Source organism: Streptomyces sp. NPDC007863 (assembly GCF_040633895.1).
In the GTDB taxonomy this organism is placed as follows: domain Bacteria; phylum Actinomycetota; class Actinomycetes; order Streptomycetales; family Streptomycetaceae; genus Streptomyces.
The window spans coordinates 1-18,948 of record NZ_JBEYEI010000009.1 but is presented as its reverse complement, the minus strand read 5'-3'; the positions used below and the strand labels follow the sequence as shown (position 1 = coordinate 18,948).

General features: G+C 72.6%; 18 protein-coding genes. 11 read left to right on the top strand and 7 right to left on the bottom strand.

Features of this window, described 5'->3' with window-relative positions; all coding sequences use genetic code 11:
• Nucleotides 1-74: 74 nt before the first annotated feature.
• From ABZ621_RS15935 to ABZ621_RS15915, 5 genes are all read left to right on the top strand, one after another.
• Nucleotides 75-965, top strand: a complete 891-nt coding sequence (locus ABZ621_RS15935) for a xanthine dehydrogenase family protein subunit M (RefSeq protein WP_169089395.1) — start codon at nucleotides 75-77, stop codon at nucleotides 963-965.
• 2 nt (nucleotides 966-967) lie between these two features.
• The gene (locus ABZ621_RS15930; protein WP_360604727.1) at nucleotides 968-1,570 is read left to right on the top strand and encodes a (2Fe-2S)-binding protein; all 603 of its coding nucleotides are present in this window, start codon (nucleotides 968-970) and stop codon (nucleotides 1,568-1,570) included.
• A 2-nt stretch (nucleotides 1,571-1,572) separates the two neighbouring features.
• A complete protein-coding gene (locus tag ABZ621_RS15925; protein ID WP_360604725.1) occupies nucleotides 1,573-3,972 on the top strand; it encodes a molybdopterin cofactor-binding domain-containing protein in 2,400 nt (799 codons plus the stop codon).
• A gap of 278 nt (nucleotides 3,973-4,250) precedes the next feature.
• The gene (locus tag ABZ621_RS15920) at nucleotides 4,251-5,723 is read left to right on the top strand and encodes an NCS2 family permease (RefSeq protein ID WP_360604723.1); all 1,473 of its coding nucleotides are present in this window, start codon (nucleotides 4,251-4,253) and stop codon (nucleotides 5,721-5,723) included.
• A 40-nt stretch (nucleotides 5,724-5,763) separates the two neighbouring features.
• Complete coding sequence (locus ABZ621_RS15915) at nucleotides 5,764-6,897, top strand: XdhC/CoxI family protein (RefSeq protein WP_360604721.1); 1,134 nt, start codon at nucleotides 5,764-5,766, stop codon at nucleotides 6,895-6,897.
• Nucleotides 6,898-7,052: 155 nt separating this feature from the next.
• Here ABZ621_RS15915 and ABZ621_RS15910 read toward each other — a convergent pair whose 3' ends face one another.
• Both ABZ621_RS15910 and ABZ621_RS15905 read right to left on the bottom strand, forming a co-directional pair.
• Nucleotides 7,053-8,357: an ROK family transcriptional regulator gene (locus ABZ621_RS15910; RefSeq protein ID WP_360604719.1), complete on the bottom strand. Its 1,305-nt coding sequence runs from the start codon at nucleotides 8,355-8,357 to the stop codon at nucleotides 7,053-7,055.
• A gap of 62 nt (nucleotides 8,358-8,419) precedes the next feature.
• Nucleotides 8,420-9,025 (bottom strand): TetR/AcrR family transcriptional regulator, encoded by a 606-nt coding sequence (locus tag ABZ621_RS15905; protein WP_360604717.1) that lies wholly within the window; start codon nucleotides 9,023-9,025, stop codon nucleotides 8,420-8,422.
• Between the two features lie 150 nt (nucleotides 9,026-9,175).
• Here ABZ621_RS15905 and ABZ621_RS15900 point away from each other — a divergent pair, with 150 nt between their 5' ends.
• Both ABZ621_RS15900 and ABZ621_RS15895 read left to right on the top strand, forming a co-directional pair.
• Nucleotides 9,176-10,330: an acyl-CoA dehydrogenase family protein gene (locus tag ABZ621_RS15900; RefSeq protein ID WP_360604715.1), complete on the top strand. Its 1,155-nt coding sequence runs from the start codon at nucleotides 9,176-9,178 to the stop codon at nucleotides 10,328-10,330.
• 159 nt (nucleotides 10,331-10,489) lie between these two features.
• Nucleotides 10,490-10,972, top strand: coding sequence for an SRPBCC family protein (locus ABZ621_RS15895; RefSeq protein WP_360604713.1), 483 nt, complete (start codon nucleotides 10,490-10,492; stop codon nucleotides 10,970-10,972).
• Here the strand turns inward: ABZ621_RS15895 and ABZ621_RS15890 are convergent.
• The gene (locus tag ABZ621_RS15890; protein ID WP_360604712.1) at nucleotides 10,962-12,494 is read right to left on the bottom strand and encodes a serine/threonine-protein kinase; all 1,533 of its coding nucleotides are present in this window, start codon (nucleotides 12,492-12,494) and stop codon (nucleotides 10,962-10,964) included. The two genes, ABZ621_RS15895 and ABZ621_RS15890, sit on opposite strands and share 11 nt — an antisense overlap.
• Nucleotides 12,495-12,637: 143 nt before the next feature.
• On the opposite strand from ABZ621_RS15890, the gene ABZ621_RS15885 reads away from it, so the two are divergent.
• Nucleotides 12,638-13,684 carry an endonuclease/exonuclease/phosphatase family protein gene (locus ABZ621_RS15885; RefSeq protein WP_360604710.1) on the top strand — a complete coding sequence of 349 codons (1,047 nt, stop codon included), beginning with the start codon at nucleotides 12,638-12,640 and terminating at the stop codon, nucleotides 13,682-13,684.
• 120 nt (nucleotides 13,685-13,804) lie between these two features.
• Here the strand turns inward: ABZ621_RS15885 and ABZ621_RS15880 are convergent, their stop codons facing one another.
• On the bottom strand, nucleotides 13,805-14,368 hold the full coding sequence (locus ABZ621_RS15880) for a heme-binding protein (RefSeq protein WP_360604708.1): 564 nt from the start codon (nucleotides 14,366-14,368) through the stop codon (nucleotides 13,805-13,807).
• A 308-nt stretch (nucleotides 14,369-14,676) separates the two neighbouring features.
• On the opposite strand from ABZ621_RS15880, the gene ABZ621_RS15875 reads away from it, so the two are divergent.
• From ABZ621_RS15875 to ABZ621_RS15865, 3 genes are all read left to right on the top strand, one after another.
• Complete coding sequence (locus tag ABZ621_RS15875; protein ID WP_360604706.1) at nucleotides 14,677-15,438, top strand: SDR family NAD(P)-dependent oxidoreductase; 762 nt, start codon at nucleotides 14,677-14,679, stop codon at nucleotides 15,436-15,438.
• Between the two features lie 89 nt (nucleotides 15,439-15,527).
• Entirely contained in the window at nucleotides 15,528-16,256 is a 729-nt protein-coding gene (locus ABZ621_RS15870) for a TetR family transcriptional regulator (protein ID WP_360604704.1), read from the top strand.
• A 111-nt stretch (nucleotides 16,257-16,367) separates the two neighbouring features.
• Nucleotides 16,368-16,751: a zinc ribbon domain-containing protein gene (locus tag ABZ621_RS15865; RefSeq protein ID WP_360604702.1), complete on the top strand. Its 384-nt coding sequence runs from the start codon at nucleotides 16,368-16,370 to the stop codon at nucleotides 16,749-16,751.
• A 66-nt stretch (nucleotides 16,752-16,817) separates the two neighbouring features.
• On the opposite strand, the gene ABZ621_RS15860 is transcribed toward ABZ621_RS15865, so the two are convergent.
• The 3 genes from ABZ621_RS15860 to ABZ621_RS15850 form a co-directional block, all read right to left on the bottom strand.
• Nucleotides 16,818-17,774, bottom strand: coding sequence for an electron transfer flavoprotein subunit alpha/FixB family protein (locus tag ABZ621_RS15860; protein WP_360604700.1), 957 nt, complete (start codon nucleotides 17,772-17,774; stop codon nucleotides 16,818-16,820).
• Between the two features lie 33 nt (nucleotides 17,775-17,807).
• Entirely contained in the window at nucleotides 17,808-18,596 is a 789-nt protein-coding gene (locus ABZ621_RS15855) for an electron transfer flavoprotein subunit beta/FixA family protein (protein ID WP_360604698.1), read from the bottom strand.
• 28 nt (nucleotides 18,597-18,624) lie between these two features.
• Nucleotides 18,625-18,948, bottom strand: a 324-nt coding sequence (locus tag ABZ621_RS15850; protein WP_360604696.1) for an acyl-CoA dehydrogenase family protein, incomplete at its 5' end; no start/stop codon positions are given.

Genomic DNA, 18,948 nt, shown 5'->3' with positions numbered 1-18,948 from the left:
CCGAAGTCGAGGGCCGAACGTCACCCAGGGCCCAGACGTCCGACCCCCACCAGAATCGCTAGAAGAGAGCCACCATGGACTTCCTTCGCCCCGCCAGCTGGGAGGAGGCGCTCGCCGCCAAGGCCGAGCACCCCACAGCCGTGCCCCTCTCGGGCGGCACCGACGTCATGGTCGAGATCAACTTCGACCACCGGCGCCCCGAGTACCTGCTGGACCTGAACCGCATCGAGCTGCTGCGCGAGTGGGAGGTCGGCGAGGAGAACGTCCGGCTCGGCGCTTCCGTCCCGTACACGCAGATCATGGAGAACCTCCGGGCCGAGCTGCCGGGTCTGGCGCTCGCCTCCCACACGGTCGCCTCCCCGCAGATCCGCAACCGCGGCGGCGTCGGCGGCAACCTCGGCACCGCCTCCCCGGCCGGTGACGCCCACCCCGCCCTCCTCGCCGCCGGCGCCGAGGTCGAGGTCGAGTCGGTCCGCGGCAGCCGCTTCATCCCGATCGACGAGTTCTACACCGGCGTGAAGCGCAACGCGCTCCAGCCCGACGAGCTCATCAAGACCGTCCACATCAAGAAGGCGGACGGCCCCCAGCAGTACTCCAAGGTCGGCACCCGCAACGCGATGGTCATCGCCGTCTGCGCCTTCGGCCTGGCACTGCACCCGGAGACCCGGACCGTGCGCACCGGCATCGGCTCGGCCGCGCCGACCCCGATCCGCGCCAAGGAGGCCGAGGCCTTCCTGAACGCGGCTCTGGAGGAGGGCGGCTTCTGGGACAACGGGAAGATCATCACCCCCGCGATCGCGAAGCAGTTCGCCGACCTCTGCTCGGCCGCCGCCAACCCGATCGACGACGTCCGTGGCACCGCCAAGTACCGCCGCCACGCCGTCGGCATCATGGCTCGCCGCCAGCTCGGCTGGACGTGGGAGCAGTACCGCGGCGCCGGCCGCACGCTTGAGGGAGCTGCATAACCATGCGCGTGAATTTCACGGTCAACGGTCGTCCGCAGGAAGCCGACGACGTCTGGGAGGGCGAGTCCCTCCTCTACGTTCTGCGCGAGCGCCTGGGCCTGCCCGGCTCCAAGAACGCCTGTGAGCAGGGCGAGTGCGGCTCCTGCACGGTCCGTCTCGACGGCGTGCCGGTCTGCTCGTGTCTGGTCGCCGCCGGCCAGGTCGAGGGCCGCGAGGTCGTCACCGTCGAGGGCCTGGCGGACTACGCCCAGCACCGCGAGGACGCCCACCCGGGCGGCGCCTGCGGCACGGGCGGCTGCGGCACCAGCCTGGACGCGGCCAAGAGGTGGGAGGCCAAGCCGCAGGACTCGCAGACCGGTGAGGGCGTCGAACTCTCGCCGATCCAGCAGGCGTTCATCGACGCCGGCGCGGTCCAGTGCGGTTTCTGCACCCCCGGTCTGCTCGTCGCGGCCGACGAGATGCTGGAGCGCAACCCGTCCCCGACGGACGCGGACATCCGCGAGGCGCTCTCCGGCAACCTCTGCCGCTGCACCGGTTACGAGAAGATCCTCGACGCCGTCCGCCTCGCGGCCGCGCGCCAGGAGCGCCAGGGAGAGGCGGTCTGACGATGGCTCAGAACACCCGTACGGCACCGGTGGGCACCCCCACCGACGTCACCCAGAACCACACCCAGGGCGGCGTCGGCGCGTCCACGCTCCGCCCCGACGGCACCCTCAAGGTGACCGGCGAGTTCGCCTACTCCTCGGACATGTGGCACGAGGACATGCTGTGGGGCCAGGTCCTGCGCTCCACCGTCGCGCACGCCGAGATCCTGTCCATCGACACCTCCGAGGCCCTCACCATGGACGGCGTCTACGCCGTCCTGACGCACGAGGACCTGCCGGCCGCCAAGAACTACGGCCTGGAGTTCCGCGACACCCCGGTGCTCGCCTACGGCAAGGTCCGGCACCACGGCGAGCCGGTGGCCCTCGTGGCCGCCGACCACCCGGAGACCGCGCGCCGCGCCGCCGCCAAGATCAAGGTCGAGTACCGGGAGCTCCCGGTCATCACGGACGAGGCCTCGGCCACCGCCCCCGACGCGATCCTGGTCCACGAGAACCGCGACGACCACCACATCGGTCACGTCCCGCACCCCAACATCGTGCACCGCCAGCCGATCATCCGCGGCAACGCCGACGAGGCCGCCAAGCGCGCCGACGTCATCGTCAAGGGCGAGTACACCTTCGGCATGCAGGACCAGGCCTTCCTCGGCCCCGAGTCCGGCCTCGCCGTACCGGCCGAGGACGGCGGCGTCGACCTGTACGTCGCCACCCAGTGGCTGCACGCGGACCGCGAGCAGATCGCGCCCTGCCTCGGCCTGCCCCAGGACAAGGTCCGGATGACCATGGCCGGCATCGGCGGCGCCTTCGGCGGCCGCGAGGACATCTCCATGCAGATCCTCGCCTCGCTGCTCGCGCTGCGCACCGGCAAGCCCGTCAAGATGGTCTACAACCGGTACGAGTCCTTCTTCGGGCACGTCCACCGGCACCCGGCGAAGCTCTACTACGAGCACGGCGCCACCAAGGACGGCAAGATCACGCACATGAAGTGCAAGATCGTCCTGGACGGCGGCGCCTACGCCTCGTCCACGGTCTCGGTCGTCGGCAACGCCTCCTCCCTCTCGGTCGGCCCCTACGTCATCGACGACGTCGAGATCGAGGCGATCGGCCTCTACACCAACAACCCGCCCTGCGGCGCCATGCGCGGCTTCGGCGCGGTCCAGGCCTGCTTCGCCTACGAGGCGCAGATGGACAAGCTCGCGGCCAAGCTGGGCATGGACCCGGTGGAGCTGCGCCAGCTCAACGCCATGGAGCAGGGCACGCTCATGCCGACCGGCCAGGTCGTGGACTCGCCGGCCCCGGTCGCCGAGCTCCTGCGCCGGGTCAAGGCCCGCCCGATGCCGCCGGAGCGCCAGTGGGAGACCGCCGGCGAGAGCGCGGACGTCCGCGCCCTGCCGGGCGGCCTCTCCAACACCTCGCACGGCGAGGGCGTCGTCCGCGGCGTCGGCTACGCCGTCGGCATCAAGAACGTCGGCTTCTCCGAGGGCTTCGACGACTACTCGACCGCGAAGATCCGCATCGAGGTCATCAACGGCGAGGCCGTCGCCACGGTCCACACCGCGGCGGCCGAGGTCGGCCAGGGCGGCGTCACGATCCACGCGCAGATCGCCCGCACCGAGCTCGGCGTCCAGCAGGTCACCATCCACCCCGCCGACACCCAGGTGGGCTCGGCCGGTTCGACCTCCGCGGGCCGCCAGACGTACATGACCGGCGGCGCCATCAAGAACTCCTGCGAGCTCGTCCGCGAGAAGGTCCTGGAGATCGGCCGGCGCAAGTTCGGCTCGTACCACCCGGCGTGGGCCAACGCCGAACTCCTCCTGGAGGGCGGCAAGGTCGTCACCGACGGCGGCGAGGCCCTCGCCACCATCGCGGACGTCCTGGAGGACCAGGTCGTCGAGATCGAGGAGGAGTGGCGGCACCGTCCGACCCAGGCCTTCGACCTCGTCACCGGCCAGGGCGACGGCCACGTCCAGTACGCCTTCGCCGCGCACCGCGCGGTGGTCGAGGTGGACACCGAGCTCGGCCTCGTCAAGGTGATCGAGCTGGCCTGCGCCCAGGACGTCGGCAAGGCGGTCAACCCGCTCTCCGTGATCGGCCAGATCCAGGGTGGCACCACCCAGGGCCTGGGCGTCGCGGTGATGGAGGAGATCATCGTCGACCCGAAGACCGCGAAGGTGCGCAACCCCTCCTTCACGGACTACCTGATCCCGACGATCCTCGACACGCCGACCATCCCGGTCGACTACCTCGAACTGGCCGACCCCAACGCGCCGTACGGCGTCCGGGGCATCGGCGAGGCCCCGACCCTGTCGTCCACCCCGGCCGTCCTCGCGGCGATCCGGGCGGCGACCGGCCTGGAGCTGAACAAGACGCCGGTCCGCCCCGAGGCGCTCACCGGCACCCTGTAGGCCCCTCCGGGCGGTGCGTGCCTCCCGGGGAACGCCACACGTCCCTTCCGCCCGCACCGCCCGGAGCGCAGTACCCGCACCACCCAGCGGTACCCGCACCACCAGCACCACCAGAAGTACCCGCACCACCAGAAGTACCCGCACCACCAGAAGTACCCGCAGTACCCCGTTCGTCTCGGGCCGTCCCCCGGGTCGTGCAGCCAACAGCAGTTCCCAAATCCCGCCGCTAACGAGTCCCCCTCGTGCGGGTGCCCCTTTGAACCTTGGGAGTAGGCCCCATGACCCAGTCGTCTGTGGAGCCCAAGACCGCCGCGGAAGACGCGGGCTCCGGCTCGCGCAACCCCGCCGGACGGTCTTGGCTCGACCGGTACTTTCACATCTCGGAGAGAGGATCCTCCGTCGGCACGGAGATCCGCGGTGGCGTCACCACCTTCATGGCGATGGCGTACATCCTCCTGCTCAACCCGATCCTCCTCGGAGGCCCGGACGTCGAGAAGAACGTCCTCGCCTCCTCCGCCGTCATCACGGCGACCGCCCTCGCGGCGGCGGTGACGACCCTGCTCATGGGCTTCGTCGGCAAGGTCCCGCTCGTCCTCGCGGCCGGCCTGAGCGTCTCCGGGGTGCTCGCCACCCAGGTGGTGCCGCAGATGACCTGGCCGCAGGCCATGGGCATGTGCATCGTCTACGGTCTGGTGATCTGCCTCCTGGTGGTCACCGGTCTCCGCGAGATGATCATGAACGCCATCCCGCTGCCGCTCAAGCACGGCATCACCATCGGCATCGGCCTCTTCATCGCGCTGATCGGCTTCAACAAGGCCGGTTTCGTCGGCGCCGGCCCGCAGTTCGGCCCGCCCGTCACCATGGGCTCCGGCGGCGAACTCGTCGGCTGGCCCGTCCTGATCTTCGCGATCACCCTCCTCGCGATCTTCGCCCTCCAGGCCCGCAAGGTCCCCGGCGCCATCCTCATCGGCATCGTCGGCGGCACGGTCATCTCGCTGATCGTCAACGCCGTCGCCGACGTCCCGGCCAAGGGCCCCGGCTCCTGGGCCAACGGCTCCCCGGAGCTCAAGGGCAGCGCGGTCTCCGCCCCGGACTTCTCGCTCTTCGGCGACGTCTCCTTCGGCGGCTGGGGCGACGTCGGCTACATCACCGTCGGCGTGATCGTCTTCACCCTGGTCCTCGCCGGCTTCTTCGACGCCATGGCCACCATCATCGGCGTCGGCACCGAGGCCAACCTCGCCGACGACAAGGGCCGCATGCCCGGCCTGTCCAAGGCCCTCTTCATCGACGGCGCGGGCGGCGCGATCGGCGGCGTCTCCGGCGCCTCCGGCCAGACCGTCTTCGTGGAGTCCGCCACCGGCGTCGGCGAAGGCGCCCGCACCGGCTTCTCCTCGGTGATCACCGGCCTCTTCTTCGCGGCCTGCCTCTTCTTCACCCCGATCACCCAGATCGTGCCCCGCGAGGTCGGCTCCGCCGCCCTGGTCGTCATCGGCGCGATGATGATGATGAACGCCAAGCACGTGAACTGGGGCGACAGCTCCGTCGCCATCCCGGTCTTCCTGACCGTCGTGCTGATGCCGTTCACCTACAGCATCACCCCGGGCGTCGCGGCCGGCGTCATCGCCTACACCGTCATCAAGGTGGCGCAGGGCAAGGCGCGCGAGGTCGGTGCGTTCATGTGGTGCCTGACCGCGATATTCATCGTGTTCTTCGCCCTCCACCCGATCGAGGGATGGCTCGGCGTCAGCTGACGCCCGAGCTCCCTCCTCTCACACCGCCAAGGAGACCGACATGCTGGACATCGCCGAAGAGCTGCACCGGTGGGTCGAGCAGGGACGCGACTTCGCCGTGGCCACCGTGGTGGCCGTCGGCGGCAGCGCGCCCCGGCAGCCCGGCGCCGCACTCGCCGTCGACAGCGAGGGCACGGCGATCGGCTCGGTCTCCGGCGGATGCGTGGAGGGAGCGGTGTACGAGCTGTGCCAGACGGCCCTCGACGACGGCAAGGTCGTCGTCGAGCGCTTCGGCTACAGCGACGAGGACGCCTTCGCGGTCGGCCTGACCTGCGGCGGCATCATCGACATCCTCGTCACCCCGGTCCGCGGCGGGGTCTTCCCCGCCGCGCTGGCCGCCGCCGTCTCGGGGGAGGCGGCGGCCCTCGCCCGGATCGTCTCCGGCCCCGAGGACCTGCTCGGCCAGGCGCTCCTCGTCCACCCGGACGGCTCGTACGAGGGGAAGCTCGGCGGCCACCCCGAACTGGACCGCACCGCCGCGGCCGAGGCGCGGGCGCTGCTCGACGCCGGGCGCACCGGCACGGTCGAGATCGGCGAGGACGGCAGCCGCTGCGGGCAGCCGCTGACGCTGCTGGTGGAGTCCTCCGTCCCCGCCCCCCGCATGATCGTCTTCGGCGCCATCGACTTCGCGTCGGCGCTCGTCCGGGTCGGCAAGTTCCTCGGCTACCACGTCACCGTGTGCGACGCGCGTCCCGTCTTCGCGACGAGGCTCCGCTTCCCCGAGGCGGACGAGATCGTCGTCGAATGGCCCCACCGCTACCTGGAGTCGACCGAGGTCGACGGCCGGACCGTGCTCTGCGTCCTGACGCACGACGCGAAGTTCGACGTCCCCCTCCTCCAGGCGGCCCTCAAGCTTCCCGTCGCCTACGTCGGCGCGATGGGCTCGCGGCGCACCCACGAGGACCGCAACGCGCGCCTGCGCGCGGTCGGCGTCACGGAACTCGAACTGGCCCGGCTCCGGTCGCCGATCGGGCTCGACCTCGGCGCGCGCACGCCGGAGGAGACGGCGCTCTCGATCGGCGCGGAGATCGTGGCGAACCGGCGTGGCGGCACCGGTGTCTCGCTCACCGGCGCGCACACGCCCATCCACCACGACGACACCCCCATCACCGGCCACATAGCCTCGGTCGCCTGACGACACGCCCCCGTGTGGGCACACGGGACGGCGCCCCTTGCCGGGCCTGGGCTTTCGCGCCTGAACCCGCACCCCGATGTACGGCTTCGTACGGGTGCGGGTTCAGGCGCGTGTGCGGCGGCACCCGCGAAGGGTGCCGTAGCCGGGTGTCGGGCTCAGTGGGCGGTGCGGTGCTGGAGGGTGTGGGTCCAGGCGGGGGGTGGTTCCGCGGCCGGCGGGTCCTCGTGGCGGCCGCCGCGGGCGAAGAAGTCCGCGAGCGGCAGGATCGCCGCGCCGACGGTCACCGCGTCCGGCCCCAGCGTGCCCATCCCGATGCCGACCCGCGCCGCCGGATACGCGAGGGCGTACGCGCGCGCGTGCGCCTCGACCTCCGCCAGGAACCGCGTGCCGAGCAGCAGCCCGGCCCAGCCGCCGACGAGGATCCGCTCCGGCTGGAAGAGGTTGATCAGGTCGGCGAACCCCGCGCCCAGGTACTCGGCCGTCTCCGCCAGGACGGCGACCGCCGCCGGGTCGGCCGCGGCGCCGTCCCCGGGGCGCGCCGCCGCGACGAGCGCCGCGAGCGCGGTCTCCTCGTCCGCGCCCGCCGGCGGCCGGCCGCCGGCCTCGCGCCAGCGTTCGAGGAGTGCTTCGGCGCCCGCGTACGCCTCCAGGCAGCCCTGCGCGCCGCAGCGGCAGCGCCGGCCGCGGACGCGTACCTTCAAGTGGCCCCACTCCAGGGCGCGTCCGGGCCCGAGCGGGTCGGTCGTCACACAGGCGCCGACGCCGGAGCCGAAGAGGACGACGACGGCGCTGCGGGCGCCCCGGCCGGCGCCGAACCACATCTCGGCCTGGCCGAGGGTCTTGGCGCCGTTGTCGATGCGGTACGGGACCTCCGGCGGCAGGTCGACCGCCTCGCGCAGCAGCCGTTCCAGCGGGACCGCGTCCCACCCGATGGTCTGGCCGTGCACGACCGCCCCGTCCGCCTCGGTGTGCTCGACGATGCCGGGGACGCCGATCCCGACCCCGAGCAGCCGCTCCGCGGGGACCTCCGCCGCCCGGAGCACCTCGGCGACGCCCTCGCGGATGTGGTCGACGACGACCCCGACGTCGTACCGCGCGCCGCCCTCCGCCGAGGGGGACAAGGGGCGTTCGGCGCGGGCGAGTTCGGTGAGGGTGAGGTCGAACAGCTCGACCCTGACCCGGGTCTCGCCCACGTCCACGCCGATCATCCGCCCGCTGTCGGGGGCGACGCGCAGCAGGATCCGGGGCCGGCCGCCGGCCGAGTCGACGCTGCCGGCCTCCTCGACGAGCCCCTCGGCGACCAGCTCCGCGACCACGTTGCTGATCGAGCCGGAGCTGAGCCCGGTGGCGGGGCCGAGCGCGAACCGGCTCATCGGGCCGTCGAAGTAGAGCCGCCGGAGGACCGCCGTGCGGTTCTCGCGCCGCAGGTCCCGCACGGTCCTGCCGTTCGATCTGGTCACTGGGGTCCCTCGCGGTCGTGGTCCATCGGGCGGGCGATCGGTGGTGGCGCGGCGGCCGTCGCTCAGGCCTTGCGCAACCCGCTGAGCAGCAGCTCGGCCAGCTGGTCGTAGGCCTCGGCGTCCGCGAGACCGGTGGACGCGGCCACCTGCCGGCGCTGGATGCGCACCATCACGGAGGCGATGACGTCGGCGGCGAAGGCCACGTGGACCTCCCGGAAGACGCCCGCCCTGACGCCCTCCTCGATGAGCTGCTGCACCCGGCCGGCGGCGGCGCGGGTGTTCCGCTCGTACACCTCGGCGGCCGGCTCGAAGGCGGCCACGTCGTCGAAGAACTGCGGGGAGACCGGCGCCAGCTCGGCGGAGACGGCCCGCAGATAGGCGGAGAGCCGCTCCGCGGGGCCGCTCGCGGCGGCCAGGACGGCCTCGACGCGGGCCGTGGCGCGCCGGAAGAAGTGCACGACGGCCGCCCTGACCAGCTGTTCCTTGCTGCCGGCCAGGCCGTACAGGGTCCGCTTGGAGCAGTGCAGCCGGGCGGCCAGGTCGTCGAGGGTCAGCCGGGCGAAGCCCTCGCCGACGAGGAGGGCGACCAGCTCCTCGAAGAGCGCGGAGCGGCGTGCCGCTCCGCGGCCCGTGAGCTTGGGGGCGTCGGCGGCGGAGGTCTCGATCACCCGAACAGTATGCCGGGCCGCCCGCCGTGAGGGGTTACGTCCGGAGGCTCATGCGCTATTTTTAACGGTACTGGAGTACCCGTCCTAGTACCGCTTCGCCGAGTGCCCCCGTACCCCTGCCTAGTACCACCGCGCGCCGATGGAGTCGCCATGGATGTCGACCGCCTGCTTCCCACCCCCGAAGCGGCGGACCTCATCGCCCTCACCCGCGAGATCGCCGACAACGAGCTCTCGCCGCGGGTGGACGAGCACGAGGCCGCCGAGACCTATCCCGAGGGTCTCTTCGCCACGCTGGGCCGGGCCGGGCTGCTCGGCCTCGCCTACCCCGAGGAGTACGGCGGCGGCGGCCAGCCGTACGAGGTCTACCTCCAGGTCCTGGAGGAGCTCGCCGCCCGCTGGGCGGCCGTCGCCGTCGCCACCAGCGTGCACACGCTCGCCTGCCACCCGCTGTACGCCTTCGGCACCGAGGCGCAGAAGGAGCGCTGGCTCCCCGCGATGCTGGAGGGCCGGCTCGTCGGCGGCTACAGCCTCTCCGAACCGCAGGCCGGGTCGGACGCCGCCGCCCTCTCCTGCAAGGCGGAGCGCCAGGAGGACGGCAGCGGCTACCGGATCACCGGCACCAAGGCGTGGATCACCCACGGCGGCAAGGCCGGCTTCTACTCCCTCTTCGCCCGCACCGCCCCCGGCAGCCACGGCGTCTCCTGCTTCCTCGCCCCCGGCGAGACCGAGGGCCTCACCTTCGGCGCCCCCGAGCGCAAGATGGGCCTCCAGGCGGTCCCCACCACCTCCGCCTACTGGGACGGCGCCCTCATCGAGGAGGACCGGCTCGTCGGCACCGAGGGCCAGGGCCTCCAGATCGCCTTCAGCGCCCTCGACAACGGCCGCCTCGGCATCGCCGCCTGCGCCACCGGCCTCGCCCAGGCCGCCCTGGACGCCGCCGTCGACTACGCCAACGAGCGCACCGCCTTCGGCCGCCGGATCGTCGACCACCAGGGCCTCGGCTTCCTCCTCGCCGACATGGCCGCCGCCGTCGACGCGGCCCGCGCCACCTATCTCGACGCCGCCCGCCGCCGCGACCTCGGCCGCCCCTTCAGCCGCCAGGCCAGCGCCGCGAAGCTCATCGCCACGGACACGGCGATGAAGGTCACCACGGACGCCGTCCAGGTCCTCGGCGGCTACGGCTACACCCGCGACTTCCCCGTCGAGCGCTACATGCGCGAGGCGAAGATCATGCAGATCTTCGAGGGGACGAACCAGATCCAGCGGCTCGTCATCAGCCGCGGCCTGGCGCGCCCCGAGAAGTAGCGGGGCGCAGCAGATGCGGGGAGGCCGTCCTCGGTCCTCGGGGGCGATGGCCGGCCTCTCCGACACACGGGGTCTGTGCGTGCGGGGCGAGCGGGCCGCGGATAGCCTCGCCGAAGGCTTTCCTGCACTTTCGTACGCGCATGAGCGAAGGCGGTCGTCGTGTCCCGTAATCGCCGGTTGATCCTGAGCCCGCCCTCCCGTGTGTGGGGCCTGCTGGCCAACGGCCTCCGGTACGGGGAGTGGGTGTCGGGGACGCAGCGGGTCATCACCGCCGACCCGGGGTGGCCCGAGGTCGGTTCCCGGCTCCGGGTCCGGGTGGGCGTCGGCCCCCTCACTCTCGAGGACACCTGCGTCGTCCGCATCTGCGAGCCCGAGCGCCGCCTCGAACTGGAGGCGAAGGCCGACCCCTTCGGCGCGGCCCGGATCGCCATGAACCTGGTCCCCTGGGGCGGCAACACCCTCTTCCTTCTCGAATGGCACCCCCTCCGGGGCCCGGGAACCCGGATGCACGGACTCCCCGTCGACTACCTCGTCTCCATCCGGAACGGCATGATGCTGACCAAACTCGCCCGCATCGCGGTCCGCGAACGACAGCGCGACGAAGCCACCGGCGCCGCCCCGTCGGACGCCGTCACCGCCTAGCCTCGGGGTCGGCCGACGGCGGCCGGTCGAGGAACGCGGTGAGGCCGGCGTCGGGGGAGTAGCGGTCCCCGGCGTGCCGGCGCAGCCCGGCGTCGAGCCGCCGGAGCGCCGGGCCCGGGTCCTCCGAAGCGTCGAAGTGGAGTGCCATGACGGCCTCCCGCCGGCCCTTGCCGGAGAAGTCCTTCGGGACGGACACGCCCTCGCGCAGGACGGCCGCCAGCTGCCACCGGCGCTCTCCCCGCGCGCCCGGCTTCGTGGACCGGACGGTGACGCGGGAGACGTCCGCCCACGGCGAGGACCAGCGCCGGTCGCGTACCCGGCAGTGGAGGTGGTCGGCGGTCAGGTGGACGGTGTGCCGGACGAGCGGCTGGCCGCCGGAGACGATGACGCCGGTCACCAGGGCGGCCAGGCCGAGCAGCGCGGTGGCGAGCGTGACGACGGGGAGCGACAGGATCATGCCGAGCGGGACGCCGATGCTCGGGGACAGGATCCCGAGGATCGCGAGGCAGCCCCCGTTCTCCGTGCGCCGGGTCGGCTGCTCCAGAAGGCCCGCCGTGACCTCCACCGCCTCGGCCGGAGGGGCCGCCTGCGCCGGCGGGGCCGCCTGCGCCGGAGGGGCCGCCTCCGTCGGAGGGGCCGCCTGCGCCGGAGGGGCCGCCTCCGTCGGAGGGGCCGTCTGCACCGGCATCCGCGTCACGGGCGGCCGGGGTGCCGCCGAGGGCGCGGCGCCCAGCAGGTCCAGGACCCGCGAGGCCGACGGACGGCGCTCCGGCGACTTCTCCAGGCACTCGGCGACCAGCGCGTACAGGCTCGGGGGCACGCCGTCCAGGTCCGGTTCGTCGTGGACGACGCGGTAGAGCAGGGCGGGGGCCGGACCCTCGCCGAAGGGGGGCCGGCCGGTCGCGGCGTACGCGAGGACCGCGCCCAGCGAGAAGACGTCGCTCGACGGGGCCACCGGCCCGGCCGTCGCCTGCTCCGGGCTCATGAAGCCCGGGGTGCCGACGACCAGGCCGGTGTCCGTGAGCGCCGTGGCGCCCTCCACCGCCTTCGAGATGCCGAAGTCGATGACGCGCGGCCCGTCCTCGGTGACGAGGATGTTCGACGGCTTCAGGTCCCGGTGCACGAGACCGGCCCGGTGGACCGCCTCCAGGGCCTCGGCGAGACCTGCGGCGAGCGAGCGCAGCTCCGGCTCGGGCAGCCGGCCCCGGTCCCGTAGGAGCGCCGCCAGGTCGGGCGCGTCGATGTAGTCGCTGGCCACCCAGGGCACCGGTCCGTCCGGGTCGGCGTCCACGAGCGGCGCGGTCCAGAAGCCCCCGACGGTCCTGGCGGCCGCCACCTCGCGCCGGAACCGCTCCCGGAACCCGGGGTCGGCGGCGATCTGCGGCCGGATCACCTTCACCGCGAGCCGCCGCCCGCTCCGGGACACGGCGAGGAACACCTGTCCCATCCCGCCCTCGCCGAGCCGCGCCGAGAGGCGGTACGGGCCGATGACGTCCGGATCGTCCGGCTGCAAGTCCTGCACGGTTCCCCCGAGTTCGCCCGACTGGAGGGGCGATCCTCCCAGAGGGGCGCGTCCCCGGGCCAGTCGGGTCGTCCGCGCCGCTCCTAGACTGATCGTCTTTGGCGGGCGCAGAGGGCGCCCGTCTTTTCCATGTGGGGGGATCCATGAGGAAGGCACTGGTCGCCGGCGCGCTCGCGCTGGCGGCGCTGCTGACGAACGCGACGGGGGCGACGGCCGCTTCGGCGGAGGCGGAGGCCGTCCCGTACACGGCGTGGACCTGGAACGTATCGGGCCACAAGATGAACCACGGCCGCACCGACAGCGGTCTGGTCGAGGAGGCGGTGGGCTCGATCGGACGGGCCGAGAACGCCGTGGACTTCGTCTCGTTCAACGAGATCTGCTACAGCCAGTACCGCGCCATCAGGACGCAGCTGGCGAGCTGGAACCCGGACAACCCGAGCTACGCCCGCTTCCAGGAGGCCATCCCGGCGGGCAGCACGGGCGCGGACGGCCGGTCGATCTGTGGCGGAGAGTCCTTCGGCAAGGCCCTGTTCAGCCGCCACCGGCTCGGCGTCGCCGAGTACCGGACGTTCGCGCAGGAGAGCGGTCTGTCCTACTGGTCCGCCGACGGCGTCCGGCACCCGGTCATGAGCGGGCTGCTCTGCGCGCCCCTGGCCGACCGGCCGGCCATGAAGTTCTGCTCCGTCCACGTCGGCCCGATCTCGACCACGGAGAAGCCGTACGGCTACCGCCAGCTCGTCGAGCTCGACGGCATCCTGGACGGGTTCGCGGCCGCCGGACAGACCTACATGATCGCCGGTGACTTCAACGCCGAGCCGGACTACGACCGTCTGAACCGCTTCTACGCGGAGGAGGTCCCGGAGCCCTCCGGTTCCCGGGCGGAGGGACCGAACTACGGAGACCACCGCGAGCTCGACGACCAGGACGCCTCCTGCCCGGGATACGGCGAGGAGACCTCGGCCAACCCCGTGGCCGGGCTGCCCTGCGGCGTTCCGAGCCCCAAGATCGACATGATCTTCGCCCGCGCGGACCGCCTCGCCTCGCCCGACCACTCCGCCGACTCCAAGGCGATCCCCGTCTGCACCGGGATCGACGAGACCGGCGCGCTCAAGCCCGGGAGCACCGAACCCTGCTCCGACCACCGCGTGGTGATCGGCCGGGCGACGCTGCTCGTCGACCCGGCGACGTGACAGACTCGTGGTGATTTCGTGTTGAACCAGTTAAGGCGTATGCTCTGATCTGCCACCCCGGTTCGCCTGTGTTCCCCCGTTTCAGGCGCACCGGGGTTCGGCATGTTCCGGCCCGGTGTGCTACTGGGCGGCCAGCGCCGCGACGCCCGCCCGGGCGAACTTCTCGTCCAGGTCGCCCGAGGGGGCTCCCGCCACGCCGATGCCCGCGACCGGGCCGCCGCCGGCGGTGACCGGGGCGCCGCCGCCGAGGAAGAGGGTGCCGGGGATGTCCTTCAGGTTCGGGGCCTGCTCCAGGCGCTTGGCGAGCTCGGAGGTCGGGGCGTTCCAGGAGACGGCCGTGTACGCCTTCCGCTCCGCGGACGCGTAGGACTGCGGGCCCGCGCCGTCGCCGCGCAGGGTGACGATCGTGTGGCCGTCGCGGTCCACGACCGCGACGGTCACCCGCTGGTTCTCCGCCTCCGCGGCGTCCAGGACGGCCTTCGCCGACTTCGTCGCCGCGGCGACCGTCAGGTGGGTGCCGGTGGTCGTGTTCCCGCTCTTCGCCTCGGACACGGCCGCGGGCGCCGCGGCCGTGTCCTCGCCGCCGGCGCTCGCGGAGTAGGCGCCGGCCCCGGCCAGGCCGAGGGCGACGATCGCGCCACCGGTGATCAGACGGGTCCGGTGGGCCTTCTTCACGTGCTTCATAGGGGTGCTCCAGGGGAGGGGGAGGAGGAGGGGGGCTCGGTCGAAGATCGACCGGCGCTTCATCCTCCGGCCGGTTCCGGGGCGTGACGGTCGGCGCACCGGCTGCCGTCGACGGGCGGATCGGGGGACCTCCGGGTCCACCGATCGGATGACCCCCGGTCCGTGACCCCGGCGTCGCGGGGCGGCGTGCGGGTTCTATGGTGAGCGGCGCAGACCGCGCGGACCGCGCGGTCCCCCGCGGGGAGCGTCCCCGGGCCGGCGGCCAACCCGCCGGCCGGGCCACCCGCACGACACGTACGAGGAGTTCCATGGACATCGCCGGCTCCGCCGCTCTCGTCACCGGTGCCGCCTCCGGTCTCGGCGCCGCCACCGCCGCCGCGCTCGCCGACCGCGGCGCCACGGTCTACGGCCTCGACCTCGGCAAGGCCGTCGCCGCCGCCGGGGAGCAGCCCGACGGCGTCCGGCTGATCGCCGCCGACGTGACCGACGAGGACCAGGTCCGCGCCGCGCTCGCCGCGATCGACGCCGACGGGGCCGAACTGCGGCTCGCGGTGAACTGTGCGGGGATCGCGCCCTCGGCCCGCGTCCTGGGCCGCAAGGGCCCGCACGACCTCGACCTCTTCCGCACGGTCGTGAACGTCAACCTGGTCGGCACGTTCAACGTGATGCGGCTCGCCGCCGAGTCCATCGCCCGCCACGAGGCCGACGAGCACGGCCAGCGCGGGCTCGTCGTCAACACCGCCTCCATCGCCGCCTTCGAGGGCCAGGTGGGGCAGATCGCGTACGCCGCCTCCAAGGCCGGGGTCGCCGGGATGACCATCACCGCCGCCCGCGACCTCGCCCAGTACGGCATCCGGGTCGTCACCGTCGCCCCCGGCATCGTCGACACCCCGATGATGGCCGGCTTCAGCGACGAGATCCGCGCCGGGCTCGCCGCCAGCGTCACCTTCCCGCAGCGCCTCGCGCAGCCGGCGGAGTACGCCCGGCTGATCACCATGATCGCCGAGCACGACTACCTCAACGGCGAGACGATCCGGATGGACGGCGCCCTGCGGATGTCCGCGCGCTGAGCAGCGCCGCTCCCCACGAGAGCACTCGGTGCCGGAACAAACCGGCACCGAGTGCCGCGCGAAGGTCGTCCGGATGTTAGGTTCGTGCCATGGCAGCAGCGGCGACGAACCCCCCGACCTCCCCGAAGCCCGCGATGCGGGACTCCCTCATCGCCGCGGCCTTCCAGCTCTTCCTGGAGCGGGGCTACGAGCAGACCACCGTCGACGACATCGTCACGCTCGCCGGCGTCGGCCGCCGCTCCTTCTTCCGCTACTTCCCGTCGAAGGAGGACGTGGTCTTCCCCGACCACGACCAGTGCCTCGACGACATGACCCGCTTCCTCGCCGCCAGCGCCGACAGCGACGACCCGATGGTCCGGGTCTGCGGCGCCGCCCGCCTGGTCATGCGGATGTACGCCGAGAACCCCACCTTCTCCGTCCAGCGCTACCGGCTCACCCGCGAGGTCGCCGGGCTGCGCGCGTACGAGCTCTCCGTCGTCTGGCGGTACGAGAAGACCCTCGGCGACTACCTGCGCACCCGCTGGGCCGACCGCAAGGACGGCACCCTGCGCGCCAACGTGGCCGCCGCGGCCGTCGTCGCCGCCCACAACCACGCCCTGCGGCACTGGCTGCGCTCGGGCGGCGAGGGCGACCCGCTCGAAGAGGTCGACCGGGCCCTGGAGTTCGTCCGCGCCACCTGGAGCCCGGACGCGCCCGGCGCCGCCGCGGGCGACGCCGTGGGCGAGGGGGACGAGGACGTGGTGGTCGTCATCACCAAGCGGTCCACCCCGATGTGGCGCGTGGTGCGCGAGGTCGAGTCGAGCCTCGGCGAGGGATGAGGGGCCGCAGTATCTCAGATTCAGGGAACTGAGGTCTTTCTTTGCTGGCACTGAGTGCCATATCTTGGGCTCCATGCACCGTCGAGCCGCCGAGTGCGAGGAGAAGGCATCGTGTTCCACACAGGACTGAGGAACTCCGGCGCCGTCCGGACCGAGGAATCGGCCGAAGACGCCGATCTCTACTTCCAGCGCTGCGCCTGGTGCCAGACCACCACCTTCCAGCGCCTGCTCTGCCCGACCTGCGGGTCGACCGACCTGTCCCCCCAACTCAGCGAGGGGGAGGGCGTGATCACCGTCCGTCGGGCCTACACCGCCGCCGAGGCCGACCTCTGGCCGGTGCACATGGCCGAGGGCTTCGTGGTCCGCTGCCGGGTCGACGGGCCGCCGCACGCCGTGCGCCCCGGTGTCCGGGTCAAGCTCGCGAGCGCCGCCGACACCGGCCGCCGGCCGGTCGTCCGGCTCTGCGAGGAGGTCCCGCTGGACGGCTGGATCTGAGCCCGGAGGGCGCGCGAAAGGGGGGGTGGCACAGAGTGCCACCCCCCCTTTCCGTGTCCGACGGCGTCAGCGCGCGCCGATCTCCTCGGTGAGCTGCGGCAGCACCTCGAAGAGGTCGCCGACCACGCCGTAGTCGACCAGGTCGAAGATCGGGGCCTCGGGGTCCTTGTTGACCGCGACGATCGTCTTCGACGTCTGCATGCCGGCCCGGTGCTGGATGGCGCCGGAGATGCCCGCGGCGACGTACAGCTGCGGCGAGACCTGCTTGCCGGTCTGGCCGACCTGGTTGGAGTGCGGGTACCAGCCGGCGTCGACGGCGGCGCGGGAGGCGCCGACGGCCGCGCCGAGCGAGTCGGCCAGCTTCTCGACGACCTCGAAGCCCTCGGCGGCGCCGACGCCGCGGCCGCCGGAGACCACGATGGCGGACTCGGTCAGCTCCGGGCGGCCGGTGGAGACGCGGGCGGTGCGGGAGACGACCTTCGCCGCGTTGCCGGTGAAGGCGACGGTGACGTCCTCGACCGTGCCGGCGGCCGGGGCGGCCTCCGGGGCGGTGGAGTTCGGCTTGACGGTGATGACCGGGACGCCGTGCGAGACGCGGGACTTGGTCGTGTACGAGGCGGCGAAGACCGACTGCGTGGCGACCGGGCCCTCGGCGCCGGCCTCCAGGTCGACGGCGTCGGTGATGAGGCCGGAGCCGAGGCGGAGCGCGACGCGGGCCGCGATCTCCTTGCCCTCGCCGGAGGAGGTCACCAGGACGGCGGCCACCTCCTTGCCCTGGGCGATCTGGGTGAGCGCGTCGACCTTGGGGACGACGAGCTGCTCGGCGAACTCGGCGCCGTCCGCCACGTAGACGGTGGCCGCGCCGTACTCGGCGGCGGTGGCGGCGACGGAGGCGGCGGCCTCGCCGGCGCCGAGGACGACCGCGGACGGCTCGCCCAGGCGGCGGGCCAGGGTGAGCAGTTCGAGGGCCGGCTTGCGGACCGCACCGTCGGCGTGGTCCACGAGAACCAGGATCTCAGCCATGATTCCTTGCTCCTGAGGTGGGATGACGGGCGGTCAGATGAACTTCTGGGAGGCGAGGAAGGCGGCCAGCTGCTTGCCGCCGTCTCCGTCCTCGTTCGTGACGATCGTGCCCTGGGTGCGGGCCGGGCGGGCGTCCGCCGACTCGACCAGGGTCCAGGAACCGGCCAGGCCGACCGCGTCCTCGTCGATGTCCAGGTCGTCGAGCTCCAGCTCCTCGACCGGCTTCTTCTTCGCCGCCATGATCCCCTTGAAGGAGGGGTAACGGGCCTCGCCGGACTGGTCGGTGACCGAGACGACGGCCGGCAGCGGGGCCTCCAGGAGCTCGGTGGCGGCGTCGCCGTCGCGGCGGCCCCTGACCACGCCGTCCTCCACGGACACCTCGGAGAGCAGCGTCGCCGCGGGCAGGCTCAGCCGCTCGGCGAGCAGCGCGGGGAGCACGCCCATGGTGCCGTCGGTCGAGGCCATGCCGCAGACGACCAGGTCGAAGCCGGTCTTCTCCAGCGCCTTGGCGAGGATCGCGGAGGTGGCGATGACGTCGGAACCGTGGATGGCCTCGTCGTTGACGTGGACGGCCTTGTCGGCGCCCATCGACAGCGCCTTGCGCAGGGCGTCCTTGGCGTCGTCCGGGCCGACCGTGACGACGGTGACCTCGGCGTCGTCGGCCTCCTCGGAGATCCGCAGCGCCTGCTCGACCGCGTACTCGTCGAGCTCCGAGAGGAGGCCGTCGACCTCGTCGCGGTCGACGGTCAGGTCGTCCGCGAAACCGCGGTCGCCGGTGGCGTCGGGAACGTACTTCACACAGACAGCGATCCTCAGGGTCACGGCCTGGCTCCTTTCAACGAGCGGATGGTTACGGGAGGTTGCGGGCCATGACGATGCGCTGGACCTGGTTGGTGCCTTCGTAGATCTGGGTGATCTTGGCGTCGCGCATCATGCGCTCCACGGGGTAGTCACGGGTGTAGCCGTAGCCGCCGAGGAGCTGGACGGCGTCGATCGTGACCTCCATGGCGACGTCGGAGGCGAAGCACTTGGCGGCGGCGCCGAAGAAGGTCAGGTCGCCGTCGACGCGCTCGGACTTGGCCGCGGCGGCGTAGGTGAGCTGGCGGGCCGCTTCGAGCTTCATGGCCATGTCGGCGAGCATGAACTGCACGCCCTGGAAGTCGGCGATCGGCTT

Excerpts from the sequence above, each read along its gene's own strand:
- ABZ621_RS15870 (WP_360604704.1), top strand. The coding sequence starts at position 15,528 with ATGGCAGCAGCGGCGACGAACCCCCCGACCTCCCCGAAGCCCGCGATG.
- ABZ621_RS15875 (WP_360604706.1), top strand. The coding sequence starts at position 14,677 with ATGGACATCGCCGGCTCCGCCGCTCTCGTCACCGGTGCCGCCTCCGGT.
- ABZ621_RS15860 (WP_360604700.1), bottom strand. The coding sequence starts at position 17,774 with ATGGCTGAGATCCTGGTTCTCGTGGACCACGCCGACGGTGCGGTCCGC.
- ABZ621_RS15920 (WP_360604723.1), top strand. The coding sequence starts at position 4,251 with ATGACCCAGTCGTCTGTGGAGCCCAAGACCGCCGCGGAAGACGCGGGC.
- ABZ621_RS15900 (WP_360604715.1), top strand. The coding sequence starts at position 9,176 with ATGGATGTCGACCGCCTGCTTCCCACCCCCGAAGCGGCGGACCTCATC.
- ABZ621_RS15935 (WP_169089395.1), top strand. The coding sequence starts at position 75 with ATGGACTTCCTTCGCCCCGCCAGCTGGGAGGAGGCGCTCGCCGCCAAG.
- ABZ621_RS15915 (WP_360604721.1), top strand. The coding sequence starts at position 5,764 with ATGCTGGACATCGCCGAAGAGCTGCACCGGTGGGTCGAGCAGGGACGC.
- ABZ621_RS15930 (WP_360604727.1), top strand. The coding sequence starts at position 968 with ATGCGCGTGAATTTCACGGTCAACGGTCGTCCGCAGGAAGCCGACGAC.
- ABZ621_RS15885 (WP_360604710.1), top strand. The coding sequence starts at position 12,638 with ATGAGGAAGGCACTGGTCGCCGGCGCGCTCGCGCTGGCGGCGCTGCTG.
- ABZ621_RS15880 (WP_360604708.1), bottom strand. The coding sequence starts at position 14,368 with ATGAAGCACGTGAAGAAGGCCCACCGGACCCGTCTGATCACCGGTGGC.
- ABZ621_RS15925 (WP_360604725.1), top strand. The coding sequence starts at position 1,573 with ATGGCTCAGAACACCCGTACGGCACCGGTGGGCACCCCCACCGACGTC.